The organism is Pseudomonas sp. VI4.1 (genome assembly GCF_002029345.1).
Classification (GTDB): domain Bacteria; phylum Pseudomonadota; class Gammaproteobacteria; order Pseudomonadales; family Pseudomonadaceae; genus Aquipseudomonas.
On record NZ_MULM01000149.1, the window covers coordinates 1 to 20,831 of the forward strand.

Here is a 20,831-nt window from a genome sequence, read left to right on the forward strand (position 1 = left end):
GCAGCACCAGCGAGCGCGCCTGGACGGACGTGGCGCCCCAGGCATCGGCAGCCGCGTGGGCAGCGTCCAGGGCCTTGTCGATGTCTTCGGCCGTGGAGCGCGGGAATTCGGCAATCGGTTGGCCATTTACTGGCGAGGTATTGGTGAAGTACTGACCTTTGACAGGCGCGACGAACTCGCCGCCGATGTAGTTACCGTATTGGCTCTTGAACGAAACGATAGCGCCTTCAGTACCGGGGTGAGCGTAACGCATGGTGATTTCTCCTTGGCTTTTGTGCTTATAAGGGAGAGCGCATGTGCGCTTGTTATAAGCGTAGAGCAAAGGTCGGGCCACTGCGCTGCAACTCAGGGAAATCAAGGCCTTGCGCGATTTTTGTCGGACAGGCGGCCGCAGCCTGTGACGCTTTCGGTACAGCCTCTGTGACACTTTGTACCGGTTATGGCACAGCTTGTGACCGGGTGGTCCTGCCAGCATTGCAATGCAAGCTCGGCTGGAGGATGCTCGGTGGCGGTGTAAACCGCTCGGAGAGAACAATAAGAAATGCACGACAACCATTTGAGTCGCCATGCCCAGCAAGTCTTGACCGTCACTCAGGGAAAATCACACCTGCAGGGGCCTGGCAGCGATCCATCCATTGCCCGCTCCTGGCTGCGCTGTCTTGAGGACTACCACCTCGACCCGGCCCTGACCATGGCCCCGACGGTGCTGGAACATGGGCGCCTCCTGGAAAGTCGCGAACGCTTGCAGCAGGTGTTGCACATTGCCGGCAATGAAATGTCCAGCCTGCATCAGCAACTCTCCGGTGCCGGCCACGCGGTGCTGCTCACCGATGCCCGCGGGGTCATTCTCAACTGCGTCACCGCGCCGGCCGAGCGGAAAATCTTCGAACGCGCCGGGCTCTGGCTCGGCGCCGACTGGAGCGAAGCCTGTGAAGGCACCAATGGTATCGGCACTTGCCTGGTGGAGCGTCAGTCCCTGACCATCCACCAGGACGAACACTTTCGCGGTCGCCATACAGGTCTGACCTGCTCGGCAAGCCCGGTCTTCGATCCTCATGGTGAACTGCTGGCGGTGCTCGACGTGTCCTCGGCGCGCCATGAAGTTTCGCGGCAGAGCCAGTTCCACACCATGGCCCTGGTCAACCTGTCGGCGAAGATGATCGAGAGTTGCTATTTCCTGCGGTATTTCGACAATCAATGGTTGCTGCGCTTTCATCTTCAGGCCGAATCCGTCGGCTTGTTCAGCGAAGGACTGCTGGCATTCGACGGGGAAGGGCGAATCAGCGCCGTCAACCAGAGCGCACTGAACCTGTTGGGACATATTCGCGGTGGATTGCTGGGCAAACCGGTCGAGGCGCTTTTCGATTGCTCGCTGGACGAACTGCTCGGCCGTGCGAGCGTCAATGCCAGCGCCAGTTGGCCGCTGCGCACCCGTGACGGGCGGAGCCTGTTTGCCTTGCTGCGAGGGCAACCACGTAGCATTCCGGAGCCGCTGGTGCGCAGTCCGATGGTTGCCGAGCGTCCCCGGCTGTCCGGGATCTGTCTGGGCGACACGGCCTTGCAGGACGATTTTCGCAAGTGCCTGCGAGTCTTCGAGCGTGACGTGCCAGTGCTGATCAACGGCGAAACCGGGTCCGGCAAGGAGGCTTTCGCCAAAGCCGTGCACCACGCCAGTCAACGGGCCGAAAAAGCCTTCGTCGCGCTCAATTGCGCAGCCATTCCCGAAAGCCTGATCGAGAGCGAGTTGTTTGGCTATCGCGGCGGCAGTTTCACCGGGGCGCGCAAGGAAGGCATGCGCGGCAAGTTGCAGCAGGCCGATGGCGGCACCTTGTTTCTCGATGAAATCGGTGACATGCCGCTGGCCTTGCAGACCCGGCTGTTAAGGGTGCTGGAAGATCGTCAGGTGGTACCGATCGGCGGCGAGCCGGAGTCGGTCAATGTCCGAATCATCAGTGCCACTCACCGCAATCTGTTGGAACGGGTACAGGACGGCAGCTTCCGCGAGGATTTGTATTACCGGCTCAATGGGCTGGAAGTGGCACTGCCGGCGTTGCGCGAGCGCAGTGATAAATCCCAGCTGCTCGATTTTTTGCTGGCCGAAGAGGCAGGCGGCGAAACGGTGATCATCGACGCACCGGCACGCCAGGCGTTGCTGGGGTTTGCCTGGCCGGGGAATGTGCGGCAGTTGCGCAATGTGCTGCGTACGTTGGCCGCATTGTGTGAAGGCGGGCGGATCGGGCTGGAGGATTTGCCTGCGATGATTCGCCAGGCTCGGCCGGCGCAGGTGGTGGCCGTCGAAGCGCCGTCCGAGCATCCGCTGGAGGATGCCGAGCGGCTGGCGCTGCTCAATGCGCTGGAGCAGACACGTTGGCATATGACCCACACGGCGGAACAGCTGGGTGTGAGCCGCAATACCCTCTATAGAAAATTGCGTAAACACGGTATCGCCCGCTAGGCCACGCCGCCCCTGTAGGAGCGAGGCTTGCCCGCGAAAAACGATAACGCGGTCCATCCGTTAAACCGCGTAATGGCCTTCGCGGGCAAGCCTCGCTCCGACAGAGACGGCGGTGATCTTCAAACACTGAGTGCGAATTTTCCCACCCTACGCTAACCTGCGGCCATGTTTTACGAGGTCGACTATGCACATTCATATTCTTGGTATCTGCGGCACTTTCATGGGTTCGATGGCGGTTCTGGCCAAAGAGCTGGGTCATCACGTGACGGGCTCCGACGCCAACGTCTATCCGCCGATGAGCACTCAGCTGGAGGCGCAGGGCATTGAGTTGACCCAAGGCTACGACCCGGCGCAGCTCGATCCGGCCCCGGATCTGGTGGTGGTCGGCAACGCCATGTCCCGCGGCAACCCGGCCGTCGAATACGTGCTGAACAAAGGCCTGCCTTACGTCTCCGGCCCGCAATGGCTGGCGGATCACGTGCTGCAAGGTCGCTGGGTGCTGGCCGTTGCCGGTACTCACGGCAAGACCACCACCAGCAGCATGCTTGCGTGGGTGCTGGAGCATGCGGGCATGAGCCCGGGCTTCCTGATCGGCGGCGTGCCGCAGAACTTCTCGGTGTCGGCGCGCCTGGGTGACACGCCTTTCTTCGTCATCGAAGCCGACGAATACGACAGCGCCTTCTTCGATAAACGCTCCAAGTTCGTGCATTACCGCCCGCGCACCGCGATTCTGAACAACCTTGAGTACGATCACGCCGATATCTTCCCCGATCTGCCAGCCATCGAGCGGCAGTTCCACCATTTGGTGCGGACAATTCCGAGCGAAGGCCTGGTGATTCATCCAACCACCGAGCCTGCCTTGCAGCGCGTTATTGAAATGGGCTGCTGGACGCCAGTGCAAACCACCGGTGCTGGCGGTCAGTGGCAGGTCAAGTTGCTGAGCGAAGACGGTTCGACATTCGAAGTGATGTTCGAAGGCGTCGCCCAGGGCGTCGTCGAGTGGGACATGACCGGCCAGCACAACGTGGCCAACGCGCTGGCAACTTTAGCGGCGGCCCGTCACGTCGGCGTCGTGCCGTCCATGGGCATCGCCGCGCTGAGTGCCTTCAAAAGCGTGAAGCGACGGATGGAAATCGTCGCGCAAGTCAGGGGCATCACTATTTACGACGACTTCGCGCATCACCCGACCGCCATCGCCACCACCCTCGACGGCCTGCGCAAGCGCATCGGCGACGCGCCGTTGATTGCGATCATCGAGCCGCGCTCCAATTCCATGAAGCTCGGCGCTCACCGTGATGGCTTGCCGGAAAGCGTGGTCGATGCCGACCAGGTGATCTGGTACGCGCCCGCCAACCTTGGCTGGGACCTGGGCGCAACCGCCGCGTTGTGCACGGTGCCGTCGATCGTCAGCGACTCGCTGGAAGGTATCATCGAGCGCGTGAAGAGCCAGGCCCAGCCCGGCACCCACGTGGTGATCATGAGCAACGGCGGCTTCGGCGGCCTGCACGGCAAACTCGCCGAGGCGCTGCAATGAACAATGGTCCGGAACGCATCACGTTGGCGATGACCGGCGCTTCGGGCGCCCAGTATGGTTTACGCCTGCTGGACTGCCTGATTCGCGAGGACCGCGAGGTGCACTTCCTGATCTCCAAGGCGGCGCAACTGGTGATGGCCACCGAGACCGACGTTACGTTGCCACCCAAGACGCAAATGATGCAGGCCTTCCTCACCGAATACACCGGCGCGGCCGCCGGGCAGATTCGGGTGTACGGCAAGGAAGACTGGATGTCGCCAGTGGCTTCGGGCTCCGGCGCGCCGGCGGCAATGGTGGTGGTGCCGTGTTCCACCGGTACCTTGTCGGCCATTGCGACGGGAGCCTGCAATAACCTGATCGAGCGTGCTGCCGACGTCACGCTGAAGGAGCGTCGCCAGTTGATCCTGGTGCCGCGCGAGGCGCCGTATTCGAGCATCCATCTGGAGCACATGCTCAAGTTGTCGAACATGGGCGTGACGATTTTGCCGGCATCGCCCGGCTTCTATCATCAGCCGCAAACGATCGATGACCTGATCGACTTCGTCGTGGCGCGGATTCTCAACCTGCTGAACATTCCCCAGGACATGCTGCCGCGTTGGGGCGAGCACCATCTGACCAGCGATGAATAAGTTGCTGGTGATGGTGCTGGCGTTGCAACTGGCGGGCTGCGCCACGGTGCGCACGCTGGATGCCGCCAAGCCGGGGGCGCCGGTGGTGTACTCGGGGACTCGACTGGATTTGTATGCCATGAATGGCGGTTGCTGCGCCATGGACCGTTTTGGCGCAGAAGCGCCTGCCTACCCAGGCATCGACCTGCCGGCCAGCGCCTTGCTTGATACATTGTTGTTGCCGTTGTCGCTGTTGACTGTGATAGGAGTCAGTTTTCAGGCGACTGGCGGCTTGTAGCGTTCGGCTTTGGATCGGCGTCGCGCCCTTCGCGGGCAAGCCTCGCTCCTACAAGCGAAGGCGTCATTTCAGACGCCACCTGACTACTTGCCTAACTTGCGCAACTCATCCGACTCGACAATCCGCAGCCCATCCTGTTCTTCCAGCGCCAGCCGCCACATGGCGCGAGCCAGTTGACAGGCTTCGATGCCGCGATATTTGCCGGGGATCAAGCGGGACAAGGGCCCAACGAATTGCTCGGCCATCCGCGGTTCAAGGCGTTCGCCCAGCAGCAACGAAGGTCGGCAAATGGTCAGTTGCGGCCAGTCCTGCGCGCGCAATGCGTATTCCATCTCGCCTTTGACCCGGTTGTAGAAAATCGAGGATCTGCGATCGGCCCCCAAGGCACTGATCACGATCAGGTGCCGTGCGCCCATCTCCCGCGCACGTTTGGCGAACGCCACCACCATGTCCAGGTCCACCGCGCGAAACGCCTGTTCCGAACCGGCCTGCTTGATCGTGGTGCCGAGGCAGCAGTAGGCGATGTCGACGCGACCGTTCAATTGCGGCAGAAACACCGACGGGTCGCCGACCGGATTTTCCAGATGAGGGTGCTTGGCCAATGGCCGGCGTGATGGCGCCAATACTCGCGTAATCGTGGGCTCATTGAGCAGACGGTCGAGAAGATGCTCACCGGTCAAACCGGTAGCTCCGGCAAGCAATACGTGCTGAGGCGTCAAGTACATAGTGTTTCTCCCTTGATACTGTTCAGCTTAGTTGCTCTTTGCATCCTTGCTGGGGATAGAGGCACTTTGCAATGCCTTTCGTGCTTGCTGTTTGCGCAGCAGTTGCCAGTGCGAGAGCACGGTTTTGGGGGCCCAGATCTGCGGCTCGGACGCCTCGAAGCTGTCTGCCAGTTCGCGCTCGACCACGGTGGCGCTGGCCAGCTTGAAGGCGTGTTCCAGGTCGTCGGTCTGGTTCAGCGCCTGGGCAAACAAGGCATCGCCAAAGTAAGTGAAGTTGGCTTGTTCAGAGCAACCGAAAGACACCCGGTCGGCTCGCGAGGCCGTCATGATCAGGGTGCGTTCGTCTTTCAGGGCCGGGATGAAGCCGCCGGAGTAGCAGGACGAAATCACGATGATCTTGTCGCGATTTTTCAGCGGTGCCAGGACGGCAGCGAGTTCATCGGCCGGCAGGTCGGACAGCTCCATGCGCGGCTGGTCGAGCACCAGTTCATGCTCGCTGGTGCCGTGGCTGGTCAGGTAAAGGAAAATCAGATCTTCCGGGCCGCTGCGCTCGGCCAGCGTCAGGGCGGCGCGGCGCAGGTTTTCCCGGGTAGCCATCGGCCGGTCCACAAGGTGGTCGCGATGGTTGACCAGGCGGATCTGGCCAAAGGCACCGAAGCGGCTGGCGAGCATGTTGCTGACGTAATCGGACTCGCGCAGGAACACGCTTTGCTTGCCGTCACCGCCGAGCGTCAGGGTGTACAGCTCGATCGCCGGGGTCGAGGCCGGTATGTTGGCCAGCGCGTCGTCGAGCAGGCGGCCCTGGGCCAGCAAGCCGAGCTCGAGCGGGTCGGGCAGTAACTTGCCGCCGGCATCGCGCACGCGCTGGCCGTTGACCCATGTACCGCTCTGCACCGTGCCATCGGTCAGCACCAGTGTGCCGTGGCCGTTGTAATTGTCGACGTCGAACTGGCCGATATAGAAGCTGCCATCGGGCAGGTTCAATCGGCCTTGGCCGGTAAAACGCCAGTCGTTGAAATGGCCGATATAGTGGCTGCCGTCGGCGCCGATCATCTCGCCCTTGCCATTGAGCGAACCTTCCTTGAACAGGCCGAGCCAGACATCGCCGTCGGCGTTCTCGTAGCGGCCCTTGCCGTGCAGTTGATTGTTCTTGAAACCACCGACGTAGATGTCGCCATCGGCACTATTGAAGGTCCCGTTGCCTTCCAGCTGGCCGTCGACGAAATGGCCGGTGAACTGATTGCCGCTGGCATCGCCACGCTGGCCTTCGCCATTGGGTTTGCCGTGGGCGAACTGGCCCTGATACGAGCTGCCGTCTTCGAGCTCTAGACGCCCGAGCCCGGAGTATTGATCGGCCTTGAATTCCCCGCGATAAGTCATGCCGTTTTCTTTGAGGGTACCTTCACCGTCCCGGCGCCCGCCTTTGAAGCCGCCGGAATAGCTGCTGCCGCTGGTGCTCAGTTGCCCCTTGCCGTCGAACAGCCCCTGATTGAAGGACCCGCGATAGACTTCGCCGTTACTGCCGTGCCATTCGCCCTGGCCATGCCATTGGCCCTGGTCGAACCCGCCGGCATACCAGCTGCCGTTCGGATAATCGACGCGGCCCTGGCCTTGCAGCAAGCCATTGACCAGATCGCCGCGATAGCGACCGCCATCCGGCAGGCGGGCGTCGGGAGGCAACAGTGATTCGCCATCGCCGCAAGCGGTGAGCAACAGGGTCAGGGCAAGGAGTGCTAGTGAGCGCATAGCGGGATCCGGGCAATTAGGCGACCGAGTATGCCGCAGCTCTGTGCCCTTATATAGCCAGGAGAAAGGAGAGGGCGCGAAACAGCATGAGCTGCTTCGCTTCCGGGATGGGTTACACGAAGCAGAGGGACAGGGGTTCAGCGATATACGCCGGTTTTTCCGAGCCTTCGATTTCCAGGGTGGCGGTGGCCTTGAGCAGCCATTGGCCGGGTTTTTTCTCGGTGACTTCGGTCAGCTCGACCTTGAGTCGCACTTTCGAGTCGACCTTGACCGGCTGAATGAAACGCACGCTGTCGAGGCCGTAGTTGACCACCATTTTCAAGCCTTCAGGCATGACAAGGATGTCTTCCATCAGCTTGGGGATCAACGACAGTGACAGGAAACCGTGTGCAATGGTGCTGCCAAATGGCGTTTGCGCGGCTTTGACCGGGTCGACATGGATGAACTGGTAGTCCCCAGTGGCTTCGGCGAACAGGTTGATACGCGCCTGATCGATGGTGAGCCATTCGGAACGTCCGAGTTCCTTGCCGACATAATCTTTGAGCTCTGCAACGGGAACATAGGGCATTGAGACTCTCCTTGGGTTCATCGGTTTTATAGTTTTTGAGGTGGGGGGATTTGACCTCCCGGATTACCACTTTAGATCAACATGGCAAATGGCTCCGGTCAACTGTCCATGCTATTTGCGAATGCCGATCCATAGCGTCGGCATGCTTATAATGTTCGACCCGTCACTGCGGGTGACGGGTTTTGCGGGAGATGAAGGATGTTGTTACGTGGCCTGACCTGGCTGGTGCTGTTCCAATTGCTCGGCACCGCCCTCAACCATTTGTTTGTGCCGGTGCTGCCGGGGCCGATCATCGGCCTGCTGCTGTTGCTGGTGTTTTTGATCAGTCGTGGCCAGGTGGGTGAGCCGTTGAACCTGGCGGCCAGCAGTCTGCTGCGTTACCTGCCGTTGCTGCTGGTGCCGCCGGCCGTGGGCGTGATGGTGTACGCCGCCGATATCGCGGCGGATTTCTGGGCCATCGTCGGCGCGCTGGTGCTGTCGCTGGTGCTGTCCCTGGCGTTTGCCGGTGTCTTGATGCAACGCATGATCAAGCGTCACGCTCCGCACGAGGATGGCCAATGATCTTCGACTGGCACGGGGCCTGGACGTCGGTGATTCATCATCCGTTGTTCGGCATTGGCGTGACCCTGGGCGCCTATCAACTGGTGCTGGCGGCGTTCGAGAAAACCCGCTGGATCTTTCTGCAGCCGGTGCTGGTGTCCATGCTGCTGGTGATCGGTGTGCTGGTGGGTTGCGGCCTGACCTACGCCGAATACCGCAAGAGCACCGAGATCCTCAGCATCCTGCTCGGCCCCGCAACAGTCGCACTGGCTGTGCCGCTTTACCTCAATCTGCGACGGATTCGGCAGTTGTTCTGGCCGATATTTACTACGCTGGTGATAGGTGGCGTGGTCGCCACAGGTATGGGCGTGTTGCTGGGCTGGTGGTTTGGCGCCGAACACATGATCCTGATGACCATGGCACCCAAGTCGGTGACCTCGCCGATTGCCATGCTGGTGGCCGAGCAGATCGGTGGCGTCGCGGCGTTGGCGGCGGTGTTCGTGTTGATCACCGGGGTGATCGGTGCGATTTTCGGGCCGAGTCTTTTGACCCTGCTCGGCGTCCACAGTCCCGAAGCCCGCGGCATGGCTCTGGGGATGACCGCCCACGCGGTCGGCACGGCGGTGGCGATGCAGGAAAGTGAAGAGTGCGGCGCTTTCGCGGCGCTGGCGATGAGTCTGATGGGCGTGGCCACGGCGGTGTTCCTGCCGTTGGCGGTGTCGATGGTGGTGTAAGGAAATGTCTATGAGCTTGCCGCTTTTTCCGCTGAACACGGTGCTGTTTCCTGGCTGCATCCTCGACTTGCAGATTTTCGAGGCGCGCTACCTGGACATGATTGGCCGCTGCATGAAACAGGGCGGCGGCTTCGGCGTGGTGTGCATTCTCGATGGCGAAGAAGTCGGCATCGCTCCGGCGGGCTATGCGCTGGTCGGGTGCGAAGCGCTGATCACCGATTTCAAGCAGCAGGACAATGGTTTGCTGGGCATTCGGGTGCAGGGCGGGCGGCGTTTCCACGTTGTGCGCACCGAAGTGCAGCGCGATCAGTTGATTGTCGCCGAGGTCGAATGGCTGGAAGACGAACCCGAACAACCGCTCCAGGACGAGGATGCCGACCTGGTTGCGCTGCTCAAGGCTCTGGCGGAACACCCGATGGTCGAAGCGCTGAACATGGGCAACGAAGCGACCGGGCAACAGTCGCTGGCCAATCAGTTGGCGTATCTGCTGCCATTCGCCGAGTTGGACAAGATTGACCTGCTTCAACTTGACGATCCGCAGCAGCGGCTGGACGCGATCCAGGCGCTGCTGGATGAGTTGCAAGGGGAGTTGTTTGCATGAGGCGCTGGCTCAGGTCAGCCAGTCCGTCGGCTGAATGAGGCAAGCGCCGGCGTGCCGATAAACGTCACGCCGGGTCTGCATTGCCAAGTCGGTTATTTCGGGGTCAAGTGTTCTGGGCCGGTTCTATGATCAAATCCTCGGGTTTGATGCGCAACGTCAGGTCCGTATCGATACCCCAGTAATCGTTCGTCGAGTTGTAATACACCCTGGCGCCAATTCGTGATGTGACGCCAATATTGTTAACGTTCACTTTTACGGCCAGTTCGTTTCGCTCCTGGTGCGCACGGATGTCAGCCAACAAGGCATCGACGCTGGTGTAGCCTTGTGCGTTGATCAGGTAGAGTTGCAGCACTTCAAATAAAAGTTCGACTGAGTAGATATTTCCGGACGAAGTCGCCACGCTGATGGACTCCACCGGTCCCGGGTGGTCCAGGCTCGGCAACTCGATCACTGCGCTACCGACTTGCAGGTTTTCCGACGTCAGCTGTATTTCGTTGCGTGTTACGGTTTCTGTCAGTTCTGAACTGTAGATGGTCCAGGTCGATGCATTGGAGGTTTGTGTCACGGCGCCTGGTGTCGACAGGCTAAAAGTTGTATTGCTGGCGGGATACACATCATAGGACGAGGCTTGGCCGTGCAGCGCATGGATACCGGCAAGGGAAGCTGATGGAAAGTTAATCTTCTGAGGGGTGGCTGCGAGCAAGAAGGGTTTGATCCGTTGTGGTCGGATAAATCTGTAGTTGCCGTGTCGACGCCTCAGGCACGCTGCGCCGGAACGTATTTTGTAACCCGGGGCGGCGGCATCCTCTTGAAAGGGAATGTACGGGTGGGTCAATCGATAGGATTCGCCGTCCTGCATAACCAGCACGATGTCATGCACGCCCTGTATGTCGGCAGTCTTGATATTTGGAAAACCGTTGGCTGACGTTTTTTTCTGTTGGTTTTCGCTTATGAAATCCACGAAAACGATTATCTTCGATGGAAGATAAAACCATATACGGAAGTTGCTATAACTCAGAAATGTATCGCCCGTAACACCTTCGTGCGCCTCTACCTCGTAATTGTACTTGATGTCCAATATCTCTTCGTATTTGTAATCAAGGTGAAGGGTTCTGGATGTTTCAGGCGTGTTGGCTTTCGCAAAAAAATCGACCCTGCGGCCATCGCGTGAAACAAAGTGGTGCCTTGATTCCTGTTCAGCGATCACAACGGCCCCGCTGTTGACGATCTGCGGAGCAGGCGCGCGGTCACCGATGACGGTCACTGTGCATTCGATGTCGTGAGGGAGTGAATCAGTCAGATGAGCAGGTAGCTGAGGAACCAGCCCATAACCGTCCCGGGTTCTGAATTGCAACTGGCTATTGTTCACTTGACGCTGACCGTCGACAGGTTTGTAGACATTCTCGATGGTCAACACGTGTTCGGGAAGTTCGCCATCCTTGCCGCGCAACGAGCTGACGACCAGCGAGCTGTCGACGATCCGCCAGCGTTGAATCCTCTCCATTGGCCAGCCGAACGCGATGAGGCTCGGTTGTTCTCCATCTTCGATAATCGTTGCCTGGGCAGATGTTTCGGCAATGTAGTAACGATCCGTCCCGGGGCCGCCATCAACCCGGCAGTCCGCCCCGCGGATGGCGATGCTGTCATCACCTGGTCCGGCATTGATGTGGTCGTTACCGTTGGCCGAGATCCGATCGGCCATGTCGCTCCCGGTGACCCGGTTTGAGCCGCGTCGCAAGGTCGAGATGTTTTCGATGGATTTGACCTGCGCGATCAGGATGTCGTCTGTCGCAGGGTCGTGGTTTCGCAAGGCAACCTTGCCGGTCTGCAGATTGATGTCGTAACCGACATGGCGGGTATCCTTGGCGGGGAGGGTGCCCTCGAAGGCCAGCGTGTCCGAACCCTCGCCCCCCTCAAGAGTACTGGTCCGTGCAGGTTTCAGTGGCCGGTTCAGTTGCTCTTCGGTTGTTTCGAAGTAGAACCCGTCATCCTTGTCACCGCCTGTCAGTGCCTTGGCGCCCTCCCGATAGCTGAAGAGATTGGGCTGGTCCGTGACCCCGAAGACCTGGTCGTTGCCATCGCCGAGTCGCCATAAAACACCTTTGTCTTCACCCGGGCTGCCTTTGACGCTGCCCTTGAGGTTGGGCGCGATCCCATCGCGAGCATCGATGATGTCATCCCCGCCAACGATGACCGGAACCTTATCGAGCTCGAACGGCCGCTCCCCTGCATCCTCGTTCCATTGATAGCGCCAGATTTGCACGGGCTTCAACTCTATGTTGAAGCTGCCGTTGATCACGTATTCCACGTAATGTTTGTAAGCACCTTCAAGCAAGTCCTTTGCGGACACTTCCAATTCTTTGGTGTGGTCACTGTAGGCCTTGGCGATCTTGAAGCGATCCATGACGTCCTGATCCAGCTCCTGCCGGGTGAAGGCGAACCAGCCTGAGCGCAACCGTTCGTGAGCGGTCAGTTCTATGTAGTCATCGATATCATCCACGACCCGTACGGCCCGGTAGATTTCCGAACCAAGGATGAGCACGGCGGCGGCGGCGAGGCCAAGACCGCCTGCGAGGGTTCCGAATCCGGCCTGCGCCACCGCGCCCAGCACCAGGCTGACGCCGGCGCCGGCCACGCTCAGGCCACCGCTGACATAATGGTCCTGAGCTTCCTTGCCGTGCGCGCCGCGGCCGCATTAAAGGATTTGACCGCACTTGCAATATCGAACGGCAAGGTGATCAAGCTGGCGAATAACCCGGCCCCCCGACTGAATACTGCACCTGCCGATGTGGCGGAAAACCGGCTGAATACCACGGAGCCGCTCTCGATCATCGTTACGCCGCCCTTGGCCAGGCCTCGTTCGATGATCAATGAGCCGACCTCACTCGCAATCGATCCGCTGTTAAACGCAGCTTCGCCCAAGTCGCCAGCCTTGAGGGCGTCCAGGGTCCCTATAAAGCCACTATAGATTCCGTAGGCCTGCAGCCCTACGCCCGTGACGCTCGCCAGGCTTTTGCCCCGATTGACCCATCGGGGATGATTTTCGTTGGTGTCGAGGTGATGTATGTCCATTTTTTGCGCGGCATTGCCAAGCTTGTTGAGGCGATCCATCGAGCTGGCGGGCGTAAGCGGATCGGCGGCAATGAACAGGGGCGGGGCGTCGACCGAGCGGCTAAGAGTAATTTCGTAGAACAGTGTGGCGACAGTACTGCTGTCTGGGGTTTTCGCCGATCTTACCCGGGCCTCGACTTTGGCTGAGTCGAAACTCAGTCCGTCGAGAAAGTCTTGGTCGGGCGCTGGCATGTTCGCATTTGCCGAGCTGATGGCTTGGCCATGCACCCTCGCGCCCATAGCCTTGAGTTCTGCGCGGGTGACGGTGGAATTGCCAAAACGCAAAGCCCCGAAGTGCTCATCAAGGATTTTGAGTGAGCGACGGGATAATTGGCCTGGGACCGCTGTGTCCGGCGCTGGCTGTTCCACAGGTGTTAACGGTGGGGCGCTGGGCGAGGTGTCGATCTGGCTGGTGGCCCGCGCTGGCGGCGACACAGGCGTTAACGGTGGTGCACTGGGGGATGTGTCGATTCGGCCGGAGGCGGGTGCATGATTGTTGGCCGAGGCACTGATCGCCGTCACTTGAATGGTGCGGCGGGTTGAGCTTTCTACGGCGGGTTCGATAAGTTGTGCCATTGTTTAATCCTTTAAATAATGACCGGGTTGATAGTTGATTAAGCAGTGGTTTGGTCGGGCCATACCACGTCATAGGCGAATTCGTCTTTATTGCCCGACAATCTGAGTATCGGTTTTCCCGCTGCGTCCACTTTTTCGATCAATAGGTCGTATTCATGTTTATTAGAGTCTCCCGCATGAGTAGAGGCTTCGATACGTTCGCCCCACCTGCCGGCCAGTTCCTCGATGTCATGGACGTTTGCTCCTTTTGTCAGGGACGAGTTCAACAACCAGATCCGATCTGCTTCCAGCCCTTTCTTCGTGACCGAAATCAATCCTTCGTGGTTATCCGAGGGGAACCAGGTGGGGGGTGTGTCACTGGCCGTTGAATTGAACATATGGTTTTCTTCATGCGGGACGACTTCCAGGTTGCGGGTATCCAGCGCATATAGAAACATGACCTCTTGTTGCTCTCTGGTGCGTTGGTAGTTGCGTTCTCGATCCCAGTCGACCGGGCTTCCGATATCCGACCAGTCGGAGGAGGCGCTGCTTTCCGTGTCGCTTGTGTCACGGTTGTCGCTGTCAGCGCTTTTACCCGGGTATTTGTTGGTCTGCGTGTTGAATCGCAAATACTCAGGGTCTGGCGCGCTGGCGTACATCTGACCTTCCTTGAGGCTGAAGGTGGCGCTCATCGGCTTATGGGTGGTAGCACCGGGTTGGTGGTCATAGCGAGGAAGCATGGCGTTGTCGTTCGCCAGTTCGAACGGGGTGCGCTCGTCGCCCCTGAACAGGGCCGGGATGTCAGTTCGATACAGACAGTTATTCTGGTTGCGCAGATAACCCATTTTAACCAGAAGCACCTCGCGAAAGTCGTGGGTCAGGCTGGTCTCGGGGTCATACCAGTCATGCCGGGCATGACGCTTGAGATTCAGCTCGTTGGTGATGTCATGGCTGAATTGATCGAGGTAGTGTGGATTGCCAACATCTTCAGTCATGCGTTTGTGCGCTTGTGCCCATTGCGGCAGCGTCAGTTCGGTTTTCATGTGTTGTTGCAAGCGAGACAGCTGGCTCGGCAGCAGGTTGTAGGACTGCAAGAGCGCCTTGCGTTCGCTCCAGGTCAGGGTCGGGTGCAGCCAGTGGAGTGAATCGCGCAGCAGGTTGACGACCGGGTCGTCCGTAACATTCGGTTCGACCCATTGCGGGGGCTTGCCCGAGACCTGTGCTTCGCTCCGGAAACGCTCGATATCCCGACCTTGAATGCCATAGAGCTGCCAGATCTCCTGGTCGGTCCAGTGTTTCAGGTGGGAGGGTTGCGAGCCGAAGCCTCCTGCAGGAGGGTCGACCTGAATGAAGTTTCCGAACCGATCTACGAGCGCAAATAGTGCGCCGGATCCATCCCCCGACCTTGGCTTGAATTCGTGATAACCCTGCGCGTCCGGCGGGCGTGACGATGCGGTGTAAAGTCTTTGATTGATGTAAGTCGGCGTGTCGAAAATGCGCGGTCGTTTAGGTGTGCCTGTTGTAGCGGACTGTTCGCTCGTTGACGATGCCGGCCGCTTAGGTGCGGACCCGCTTGCTGTCTGTGGTTCATGGTTGACCGCAGGTCTTTCACTGATCTGCGCTGTCAGGCGCCAGGTAGGGCTTCCGTCGTTTTTATAAAGGACCGGGCCGGACGGGTTTTGCTCCGTCAGTAACTTCATTCGATAAGCGCCGAGATTTTCATCAAGGCCGACATGTGCTGTATGCATAACGCCTTGATCGTCTACATCGACAAATTTGCGCCCGACGATGAAGCGCAAACCGTCTGCATTCGGTGCTTGCATGCCGCGCAGAAAATTCTCCGATAACCAGTATTTGTCCAATGAGTTATCGCGCTGCGAATAGTCGGTGATCGTGCGAGTCGGCAAGTCGGTTGTTTCAATGGAAGGGAAGGGAGGGGTATCAATATCCGGGCGTGCAACATGACCCTGACTGGACGTCGAACGAATATTCGCATCGGCTGGCCAAACTCCATGAGGCACGAATACTGAAGTATCCAAGTCGTGCCTTATCGAGGGCTCATTCATTGATACAGCTTTGTGCGGAGTTGTTACGGGTGGTTTGCGGGGTGTTTTTGGACTCATGACAAACTCGCTTTTTATAATAAGATTGATAAAATTTGTTAGTGTGTTTAATCGTGTTTCCGGTGAGCTTGATAAAGTGACTTGTAAGTCGTGCATTGATGAAGTATTTACCGCGCTTGGTTTGCGGCAAGATGGCTTTTAATGTAATTGATTTTCCTGGTCATGAAAGGCTCAGACCTTGGAAGTTAGGAGGGAATATGTAACTTCGATTGTTGGCTAGGCTGATGTTCTGAAAAAACGCGGTCGCGCCGCCGATATTCGATTCACCAGATCAAGCGCCACGCTCGTCGGAGAAATCCTTGAAGCGTGGCGAGGAGGGCGCTCTTTGCGGTTAGCCAATAGAGCGGCGAACCCGTGGTGTCAGTACGCGTACCGCAACATTGCATGGGGCAGATGGCGCAGGGCGAAGAAACTGAACAAGGCCAGCAACGCTGGCAGGATCAGCCACCAGACCTTGAACGGCATGGCATTGAGGGGCGTCTGACGCTGGCTTAGCCATAAACTCGCGGCGCACATGCACGCCGCCAGCATCGCACCGGCCAGCACGTCGGTTGGCCAGTGCGCGCCCAGATAAACCCGCGACAAGGCAATCGACAGCGCCGGCAGGCAGGCCAGCAGCAGCCAGGTCAGGCGCATCCGTGGCGGCTGTCCGCGACCGGCGAGCACGGCCAGGGTCAGAAACAAGGCAAACGCGCCCGAAGCGTGGCCGCTGGGCATGCTGTAGCTGGTCAAAGGATCGCTCAGCACTTCCGGGCGGACCCGGGCGAAGAATTGCTTGGTCGCGGTATTGGCCAGGGCGGTGCAGAGCATGGTGCCGCCGGCAAACAACGCTTGGCGCCATTGCCGGCACAGCAATAGCAGGCCGGTGAGCAAGGCGCTGAACAGCAGCATGTTGCGGAACTCACCGATCAGGGTGAAGGTGACCGCCACTTCATCCAGCGTCGGGCTGCGGTGTTCCTGCACCAGGGTCATCACGCCCTGATCAAGCGCGGTCAAGTGCGGATAGCCGATGAACAGGCCAATCAGGATCAGCAGGCTCATGCAACTGATCCAGGTCGTGGCGCGGCGATGGCGGCGCAGGCTGCTGGTCGCGCTCAGGCCGACCATCACCGTCGACACTGCCGGCGACGAATGCCCGCCTGCAGCCAGAAACCTTCCGGTAACGGCAGGCGGAACGCCGCGCCGGTGGCCCACCCCGGCAGCAGATAGGCGACGCTCCAGCCGGCGGCGGCCAGCAGGCTGACGGCGGCGAAGCGCGGGAACGGCATGTCGAACATCCCGGCGACCATCGGCAGCATGGGCCGCAATGGGCCGATAAAGCGCCCGACCAACAGGCTGGCAATGCCATAACGCTGGAAATAGGCTTCGGCCCCGGCGATCCATTCCGGGTGATGGCGCAGCCCGGGCAGGCGCCGGATGTTCTGATGGAAATGTCGCCCCACGAAGTACGAAACAATGTCGCCCAGCACGCCTGCGACGAACCCCAGCAGCAGGGTTTCGCTCAACGACAGCGCCCCGCTGCCGGCCAGGACCGCGACGGCAAACAGCAATACCGTGCCGGGAACGATCAGCCCGGCAATTGCCAGGCATTCCACAAAGGCCACTATGAACACCGCGGCGGCCAGCCATTGCGGGTTGACCGTCAACCATCCGGTCACGCTATCGAGCCATGGGCCCATAAAAAACATCTCCCAACTTATCGATAATCCCGGTAGGAGCTGCCGCAGGCTGCGTTCTTTTGATCCTTTAAAAGCAAGATCAAAGGATCGCAGCCTCGTTTCACTCGTCAGCCCCTGCGGGGGGTGTGTTTACAGCAAAAAGTAATCGCGGCCTTCGACTTGCCCTCGTCGCAGCGGGTTGCGCGTGCAATAGGCAGCGTAGGCGGCCTCGACGAAGCGGTACATCAGGTGTTCGTCACGCCCATGGGGAATGCCCAGGCGCGTGGTTTGAATGATGTGGGCGGGGGCGGGCCCGATATCTTCCACCAGCAGTACTTCATGGTCGAAGCGCTTGGCGTCCCAGACCGGCACCTTCAGGCCCAGCGCCTTGCACAGCAAGGTCTGTCCGGCACAGAGCTTTTGCGAGGGACGAGGGCGGCCCTGGGCATCCGGATTGTTCAACAGCATTTGCGCCAGGCTCGCCGGTCCGCTCAATTCATCGACCCAGGGGTAGCCGGATTTGATCAACACCGCATTGCCGGGACCCTGGGCGCTGAAGTTCAGGGAATCACCGCCACGGGCGTAATACATATAGATGTGACCACCATCCAGAAACAAAGCCTTACGCTTTTCTGTATAGCCAAGGGAGGCATGGCTGCCTTTTTCTTCGAAATAATAAGCTTCGGTCTCGATGATTCGAGCGCTCAGCCAGAGTTCGCCGACCCGATGCCGGATCACTTTGCCCAGTAATTCCCGGGCCAGTGTTTGGGCGTCTCGGTCGAAAAATGCGTCCGGGAGTGCCGTGGGCAGGCTCGTTTCGGACGCACGAACAGTCAGGTTGGTCATGATGAACGGCGTTTATCAGGGCTGATTGGGTCGTGATGATAACAATTTGCAGCTTAATCACGGCTGAACGTCGGCAAATTGCCCTCGATTTCGACCATCCGCCTGTCACCGCTGTTAGTCCCGGGACGCGACAGCTATAATCTGCCGCTTTACTCTTTACCAAGACCTTATCAAAGACCACTTCAGACCATGACTGAGTCCGTTCTTGACTACATGACCCGTTTGGGTCGCGCTGCCCGTGAAGCTTCCCGCGTCATCGGCCGTGCCAGCACTGCGCAGAAAAACCGCGCGCTGGAGGCTGCTGCCCAAGCGTTGGACGCTGCACGCGCCGAGCTGATAGCCGCCAACGAGCTGGATTTGGCGGCTGGCCGCGCCAGCGGTCTTGAACCGGCCCTGCTGGAGCGTCTGGCGCTGACCCCGGAACGCATCGACGGCATGATCGTCGGTTTGCGCCAGGTGGCGGCGCTGCCGGATCCGGTCGGGGCGATCCGCGACATGAGTTATCGCCCCTCAGGCATTCAGGTGGGCAAGATGCGTGTGCCGCTGGGCGTGATCGGGATCATCTACGAATCGCGGCCGAACGTGACCATCGATGCGGCCAGCCTGTGCCTGAAGTCCGGCAACGCGACCATCCTGCGCGGCGGCTCCGAGGCGATCAATTCCAACCGCGCCATTGCCGCCTGCATCCAGCGCGGCCTGGCCGAGGCCGATCTGCCGGCGGCCGTGGTGCAAGTGGTCGAAACCACCGATCGCGCCGCCGTTGGCGCGCTGATCACCTTGCCTGAGTACGTCGACGTCATCGTTCCCCGTGGCGGCCGTGGCCTGATCGAACGGATCAGCCGCGATGCCCGCGTGCCGGTGATCAAGCACCTGGACGGCATTTGCCACGTCTACGTCAGCGCCCACGCCGACCTGCAGAAGGCCCAGCGCATCGCGTTCAATGCCAAGACTTACCGGTATGGCATCTGCGGTGCGATGGAAACGCTGCTGGTGGATCAAACCGTTGCCAAGGATTTCCTGCCGTCGATGGCTGCACAGTTCCGCGAAAAAGGCGTCGAGCTGCGCGGTTGCGAACGCACGCGGGCGATCATCGACGCGACAGTCGCTACGATCGATGACTGGAGCACCGAATATCTGGCGCCGATCCTCTCGATCCGCGTGGTCGACGGGCTGGACCAGGCCATCGAGCACATCAACCAGTACGGCTCGCATCACACCGACTCGATCGTCAGCGAAAACCTGGCAGACACCCGCCGCTTTGTGGCGGAAGTCGATTCGTCGTCGGTGATGATCAACACCCCGACGTGCTTCGCCGATGGCTTCGAATACGGATTGGGTGCCGAGATCGGCATTTCTACTGATAAGCTGCACGCCCGCGGCCCGGTGGGCCTCGAAGGTCTGACCTGCGAGAAGTACATCGTGGTCGGGGACGGTCAGTTGCGCGGCCAGGCGTCGGTCTGAGTTGGGCGACCTCAAACCGTCCGCCCCGGTCACCACCCGCGAACCTGCGCCTCGGCGCATCGGCATGCTGGGCGGGACGTTCGATCCAGTGCACATCGGCCATTTGCGCGGTGCGCTGGAAGTCGCCGAATCGCTGGCGCTCGATGAACTGCGCCTGACACCCAGCGCCAGGCCGCCTCATCGCGGTACGCCGCAAGTGTCGGCCAAGGACCGTCTGGCGATGGTCGAGTGCGCGGTGGCCGGTGTGGCGCCGTTGGTGGTGGATGCCCGCGAATTGCAGCGGGACAAACCGTCCTACACCATCGATACCCTGGAGCTGATGCGTGCCGAACTGGCCGCGCAGGACCAGGTTTTTCTACTTTTGGGCTGGGACGCGTTTTGCGGCCTGCCCACTTGGCACCGCTGGGAAGAGTTGCTCCAGCATTGCCACATCCTGGTGCTGCAACGCCCGGATGCCGACAGCGAACCGCCGGATGCCTTGCGCAACCTGCTGGCAGCGCGCTCGGTGAGCGACCCGCTGGCCCTCAAAGGGCCGAGCGGACAGATTGCATTCGTCTGGCAGACACCGCTTGCGGTATCCGCCACCCAGATCCGTCAACTGCTGGCCAGCGGTAAGTCGGTACGTTTCCTGGTGCCCGACGCGGTCCTGGCCTACATCGATGCGCACGGACTTTACCGTGCGTCGAACTGAATAGGAGTGCTTCAAGGCACGTAGCAACAACGTGTATTGAAGCGCCTGAACATACGAGCAAAACGAGTTTTATATGACTGACAAAGACCAAACCAAAGTAAAGCGCAAAGGCACGTTCAAGAGCGCCCCGCTGCCAGTAGAGGCTCCAACCGGGCCGGAGCTGCGTGGCGAAGAACTGGTCAAGGTTGCCGTAGCAGCCCTGGAAGACGTGAAGGGCCAGGACATCCAGGTCATCGACGTTCGTGAAAAGCAGAGCATCACCGACTTCATGATCATCGCTACCGGTACGTCCAACCGCCAGATCGGCGCAATGCTGGACAAAGTCCGCGAAGCCGTCAAAGCCCAGGGCGTCAAGCCGTTGGGTGAAGAAGGCAAGGGCGACAGCGATTGGGTGCTGCTGGACATGGACGATGTCATCGTCCACATGATGACCGCCTCGGCTCGTCAGTTTTACGACCTGGAGCGTCTGTGGTCTGGTGCAGAACAGAGCCGTGCGCTGAACGCGGCTCACCACAGCCCGGAAAACACCCATGAGCACTTCGTCAAGCTCAACAAAGACCAGCAATAAGGGACCGCT

18 protein-coding genes and 1 pseudogene are annotated in these 20,831 nt (G+C 59.7%); 10 read left to right on the forward strand and 9 right to left on the reverse strand.

The window, feature by feature from the left end; genetic code table 11:
• Nucleotides 1-253, reverse strand: a 253-nt coding sequence (locus BZ163_RS14105) for an aldehyde dehydrogenase family protein (RefSeq protein WP_128871421.1), incomplete at its 3' end; no start/stop codon positions are given.
• Between the two features lie 288 nt (nucleotides 254-541).
• On the opposite strand from BZ163_RS14105, the gene BZ163_RS14110 reads away from it, so the two are divergent.
• The 4 genes from BZ163_RS14110 to BZ163_RS14125 all read left to right on the forward strand — a co-directional run bounded on the left by BZ163_RS14110 (nucleotide 542) and on the right by BZ163_RS14125 (nucleotide 4,895).
• Nucleotides 542-2,455 carry a sigma-54-dependent Fis family transcriptional regulator gene (locus tag BZ163_RS14110; protein WP_128871422.1) on the forward strand — a complete coding sequence of 638 codons (1,914 nt, stop codon included), beginning with the start codon at nucleotides 542-544 and terminating at the stop codon, nucleotides 2,453-2,455.
• 184 nt (nucleotides 2,456-2,639) lie between these two features.
• Complete coding sequence (mpl, locus tag BZ163_RS14115; protein ID WP_128871423.1) at nucleotides 2,640-3,989, forward strand: UDP-N-acetylmuramate:L-alanyl-gamma-D-glutamyl-meso-diaminopimelate ligase; 1,350 nt, start codon at nucleotides 2,640-2,642, stop codon at nucleotides 3,987-3,989.
• Entirely contained in the window at nucleotides 3,986-4,618 is a 633-nt protein-coding gene (gene ubiX / locus BZ163_RS14120; protein ID WP_128871424.1) for a flavin prenyltransferase UbiX, read from the forward strand. Before mpl ends, ubiX begins: the two co-directional genes overlap by 4 nt.
• On the forward strand, nucleotides 4,611-4,895 hold the full coding sequence (locus BZ163_RS14125) for a YceK/YidQ family lipoprotein (RefSeq protein ID WP_064679974.1): 285 nt from the start codon (nucleotides 4,611-4,613) through the stop codon (nucleotides 4,893-4,895). Before ubiX ends, BZ163_RS14125 begins: the two co-directional genes overlap by 8 nt.
• An 83-nt stretch (nucleotides 4,896-4,978) precedes the next feature.
• Here the strand turns inward: BZ163_RS14125 and BZ163_RS14130 are convergent, their stop codons facing one another.
• The 3 genes from BZ163_RS14130 to BZ163_RS14140 form a co-directional block, all read right to left on the reverse strand.
• The gene (locus tag BZ163_RS14130; RefSeq protein ID WP_128871425.1) at nucleotides 4,979-5,620 is read right to left on the reverse strand and encodes an oxidoreductase; all 642 of its coding nucleotides are present in this window, start codon (nucleotides 5,618-5,620) and stop codon (nucleotides 4,979-4,981) included.
• Nucleotides 5,621-5,647: 27 nt separating this feature from the next.
• The gene (locus BZ163_RS14135; RefSeq protein WP_128871426.1) at nucleotides 5,648-7,366 is read right to left on the reverse strand and encodes a C13 family peptidase; all 1,719 of its coding nucleotides are present in this window, start codon (nucleotides 7,364-7,366) and stop codon (nucleotides 5,648-5,650) included.
• A 112-nt stretch (nucleotides 7,367-7,478) separates the two neighbouring features.
• Nucleotides 7,479-7,934, reverse strand: coding sequence for a MaoC family dehydratase (locus tag BZ163_RS14140; RefSeq protein WP_128871427.1), 456 nt, complete (start codon nucleotides 7,932-7,934; stop codon nucleotides 7,479-7,481).
• Between the two features lie 198 nt (nucleotides 7,935-8,132).
• Between BZ163_RS14140 and BZ163_RS14145 the strand changes: the two genes are divergently transcribed.
• The 3 genes from BZ163_RS14145 to BZ163_RS14155 are packed head-to-tail and all read left to right on the forward strand — an operon-like array spanning nucleotide 8,133 to nucleotide 9,809.
• Entirely contained in the window at nucleotides 8,133-8,495 is a 363-nt protein-coding gene (locus tag BZ163_RS14145; protein WP_128871428.1) for a CidA/LrgA family protein, read from the forward strand.
• Entirely contained in the window at nucleotides 8,492-9,208 is a 717-nt protein-coding gene (locus tag BZ163_RS14150) for an LrgB family protein (protein ID WP_128871429.1), read from the forward strand. The genes BZ163_RS14145 and BZ163_RS14150 overlap by 4 nt, the downstream gene beginning before the upstream one ends.
• A 10-nt stretch (nucleotides 9,209-9,218) precedes the next feature.
• Nucleotides 9,219-9,809: an LON peptidase substrate-binding domain-containing protein gene (locus tag BZ163_RS14155; protein ID WP_128871430.1), complete on the forward strand. Its 591-nt coding sequence runs from the start codon at nucleotides 9,219-9,221 to the stop codon at nucleotides 9,807-9,809.
• Between the two features lie 103 nt (nucleotides 9,810-9,912).
• Here the strand turns inward: BZ163_RS14155 and BZ163_RS14160 are convergent, their stop codons facing one another.
• From BZ163_RS14160 to BZ163_RS14180, 5 genes and pseudogenes are all read right to left on the reverse strand, one after another.
• Nucleotides 9,913-12,444 carry a calcium-binding protein gene (locus BZ163_RS14160; RefSeq protein WP_128871431.1) on the reverse strand — a complete coding sequence of 844 codons (2,532 nt, stop codon included), beginning with the start codon at nucleotides 12,442-12,444 and terminating at the stop codon, nucleotides 9,913-9,915.
• A 2-nt stretch (nucleotides 12,445-12,446) separates the two neighbouring features.
• On the reverse strand, nucleotides 12,447-13,496 hold the full coding sequence (locus BZ163_RS14165) for a hypothetical protein (protein WP_128871432.1): 1,050 nt from the start codon (nucleotides 13,494-13,496) through the stop codon (nucleotides 12,447-12,449).
• Nucleotides 13,497-13,534: 38 nt separating this feature from the next.
• Nucleotides 13,535-15,514 (reverse strand): hypothetical protein, encoded by a 1,980-nt coding sequence (locus BZ163_RS14170; protein WP_256579020.1) that lies wholly within the window; start codon nucleotides 15,512-15,514, stop codon nucleotides 13,535-13,537.
• Between the two features lie 444 nt (nucleotides 15,515-15,958).
• Nucleotides 15,959-17,277: pseudogene (locus BZ163_RS14175) on the reverse strand (bifunctional DedA family/phosphatase PAP2 family protein).
• A gap of 129 nt (nucleotides 17,278-17,406) precedes the next feature.
• Nucleotides 17,407-18,102 (reverse strand): DNA-3-methyladenine glycosylase, encoded by a 696-nt coding sequence (locus BZ163_RS14180; protein ID WP_128871434.1) that lies wholly within the window; start codon nucleotides 18,100-18,102, stop codon nucleotides 17,407-17,409.
• 189 nt (nucleotides 18,103-18,291) lie between these two features.
• On the opposite strand from BZ163_RS14180, the gene BZ163_RS14185 reads away from it, so the two are divergent.
• The 3 genes from BZ163_RS14185 to rsfS all read left to right on the forward strand — a co-directional run bounded on the left by BZ163_RS14185 (nucleotide 18,292) and on the right by rsfS (nucleotide 20,822).
• Entirely contained in the window at nucleotides 18,292-19,563 is a 1,272-nt protein-coding gene (locus BZ163_RS14185) for a glutamate-5-semialdehyde dehydrogenase (protein WP_128871435.1), read from the forward strand.
• Between the two features lies 1 nt (nucleotide 19,564).
• Nucleotides 19,565-20,254, forward strand: coding sequence for a nicotinate-nucleotide adenylyltransferase (nadD, locus tag BZ163_RS14190; RefSeq protein ID WP_128871436.1), 690 nt, complete (start codon nucleotides 19,565-19,567; stop codon nucleotides 20,252-20,254).
• Nucleotides 20,255-20,327: 73 nt separating this feature from the next.
• Nucleotides 20,328-20,822 (forward strand): ribosome silencing factor, encoded by a 495-nt coding sequence (gene rsfS / locus BZ163_RS14195; protein WP_128871437.1) that lies wholly within the window; start codon nucleotides 20,328-20,330, stop codon nucleotides 20,820-20,822.
• The last annotated feature ends 9 nt before the right edge of the window (nucleotides 20,823-20,831 follow it).

What these genes read in the sequence shown, in the direction of transcription:
- BZ163_RS14155 (WP_128871430.1), top strand. Translation starts at nt 9,219, where the DNA reads ATGAGCTTGCCGCTTTTTCCGCTGAACACGGTGCTGTTTCCTGGCTGC.
- mpl (WP_128871423.1), top strand. Translation starts at nt 2,640, where the DNA reads ATGCACATTCATATTCTTGGTATCTGCGGCACTTTCATGGGTTCGATG.
- BZ163_RS14180 (WP_128871434.1), bottom strand. Translation starts at nt 18,102, where the DNA reads ATGACCAACCTGACTGTTCGTGCGTCCGAAACGAGCCTGCCCACGGCA.
- BZ163_RS14185 (WP_128871435.1), top strand. Translation starts at nt 18,292, where the DNA reads ATGACTGAGTCCGTTCTTGACTACATGACCCGTTTGGGTCGCGCTGCC.
- BZ163_RS14150 (WP_128871429.1), top strand. Translation starts at nt 8,492, where the DNA reads ATGATCTTCGACTGGCACGGGGCCTGGACGTCGGTGATTCATCATCCG.
- BZ163_RS14135 (WP_128871426.1), bottom strand. Translation starts at nt 7,366, where the DNA reads ATGCGCTCACTAGCACTCCTTGCCCTGACCCTGTTGCTCACCGCTTGC.
- BZ163_RS14130 (WP_128871425.1), bottom strand. Translation starts at nt 5,620, where the DNA reads ATGTACTTGACGCCTCAGCACGTATTGCTTGCCGGAGCTACCGGTTTG.
- BZ163_RS14140 (WP_128871427.1), bottom strand. Translation starts at nt 7,934, where the DNA reads ATGCCCTATGTTCCCGTTGCAGAGCTCAAAGATTATGTCGGCAAGGAA.
- ubiX (WP_128871424.1), top strand. Translation starts at nt 3,986, where the DNA reads ATGAACAATGGTCCGGAACGCATCACGTTGGCGATGACCGGCGCTTCG.
- BZ163_RS14165 (WP_128871432.1), bottom strand. Translation starts at nt 13,496, where the DNA reads ATGGCACAACTTATCGAACCCGCCGTAGAAAGCTCAACCCGCCGCACC.
- rsfS (WP_128871437.1), top strand. Translation starts at nt 20,328, where the DNA reads ATGACTGACAAAGACCAAACCAAAGTAAAGCGCAAAGGCACGTTCAAG.
- BZ163_RS14110 (WP_128871422.1), top strand. Translation starts at nt 542, where the DNA reads ATGCACGACAACCATTTGAGTCGCCATGCCCAGCAAGTCTTGACCGTC.
- BZ163_RS14125 (WP_064679974.1), top strand. Translation starts at nt 4,611, where the DNA reads ATGAATAAGTTGCTGGTGATGGTGCTGGCGTTGCAACTGGCGGGCTGC.
- BZ163_RS14145 (WP_128871428.1), top strand. Translation starts at nt 8,133, where the DNA reads ATGTTGTTACGTGGCCTGACCTGGCTGGTGCTGTTCCAATTGCTCGGC.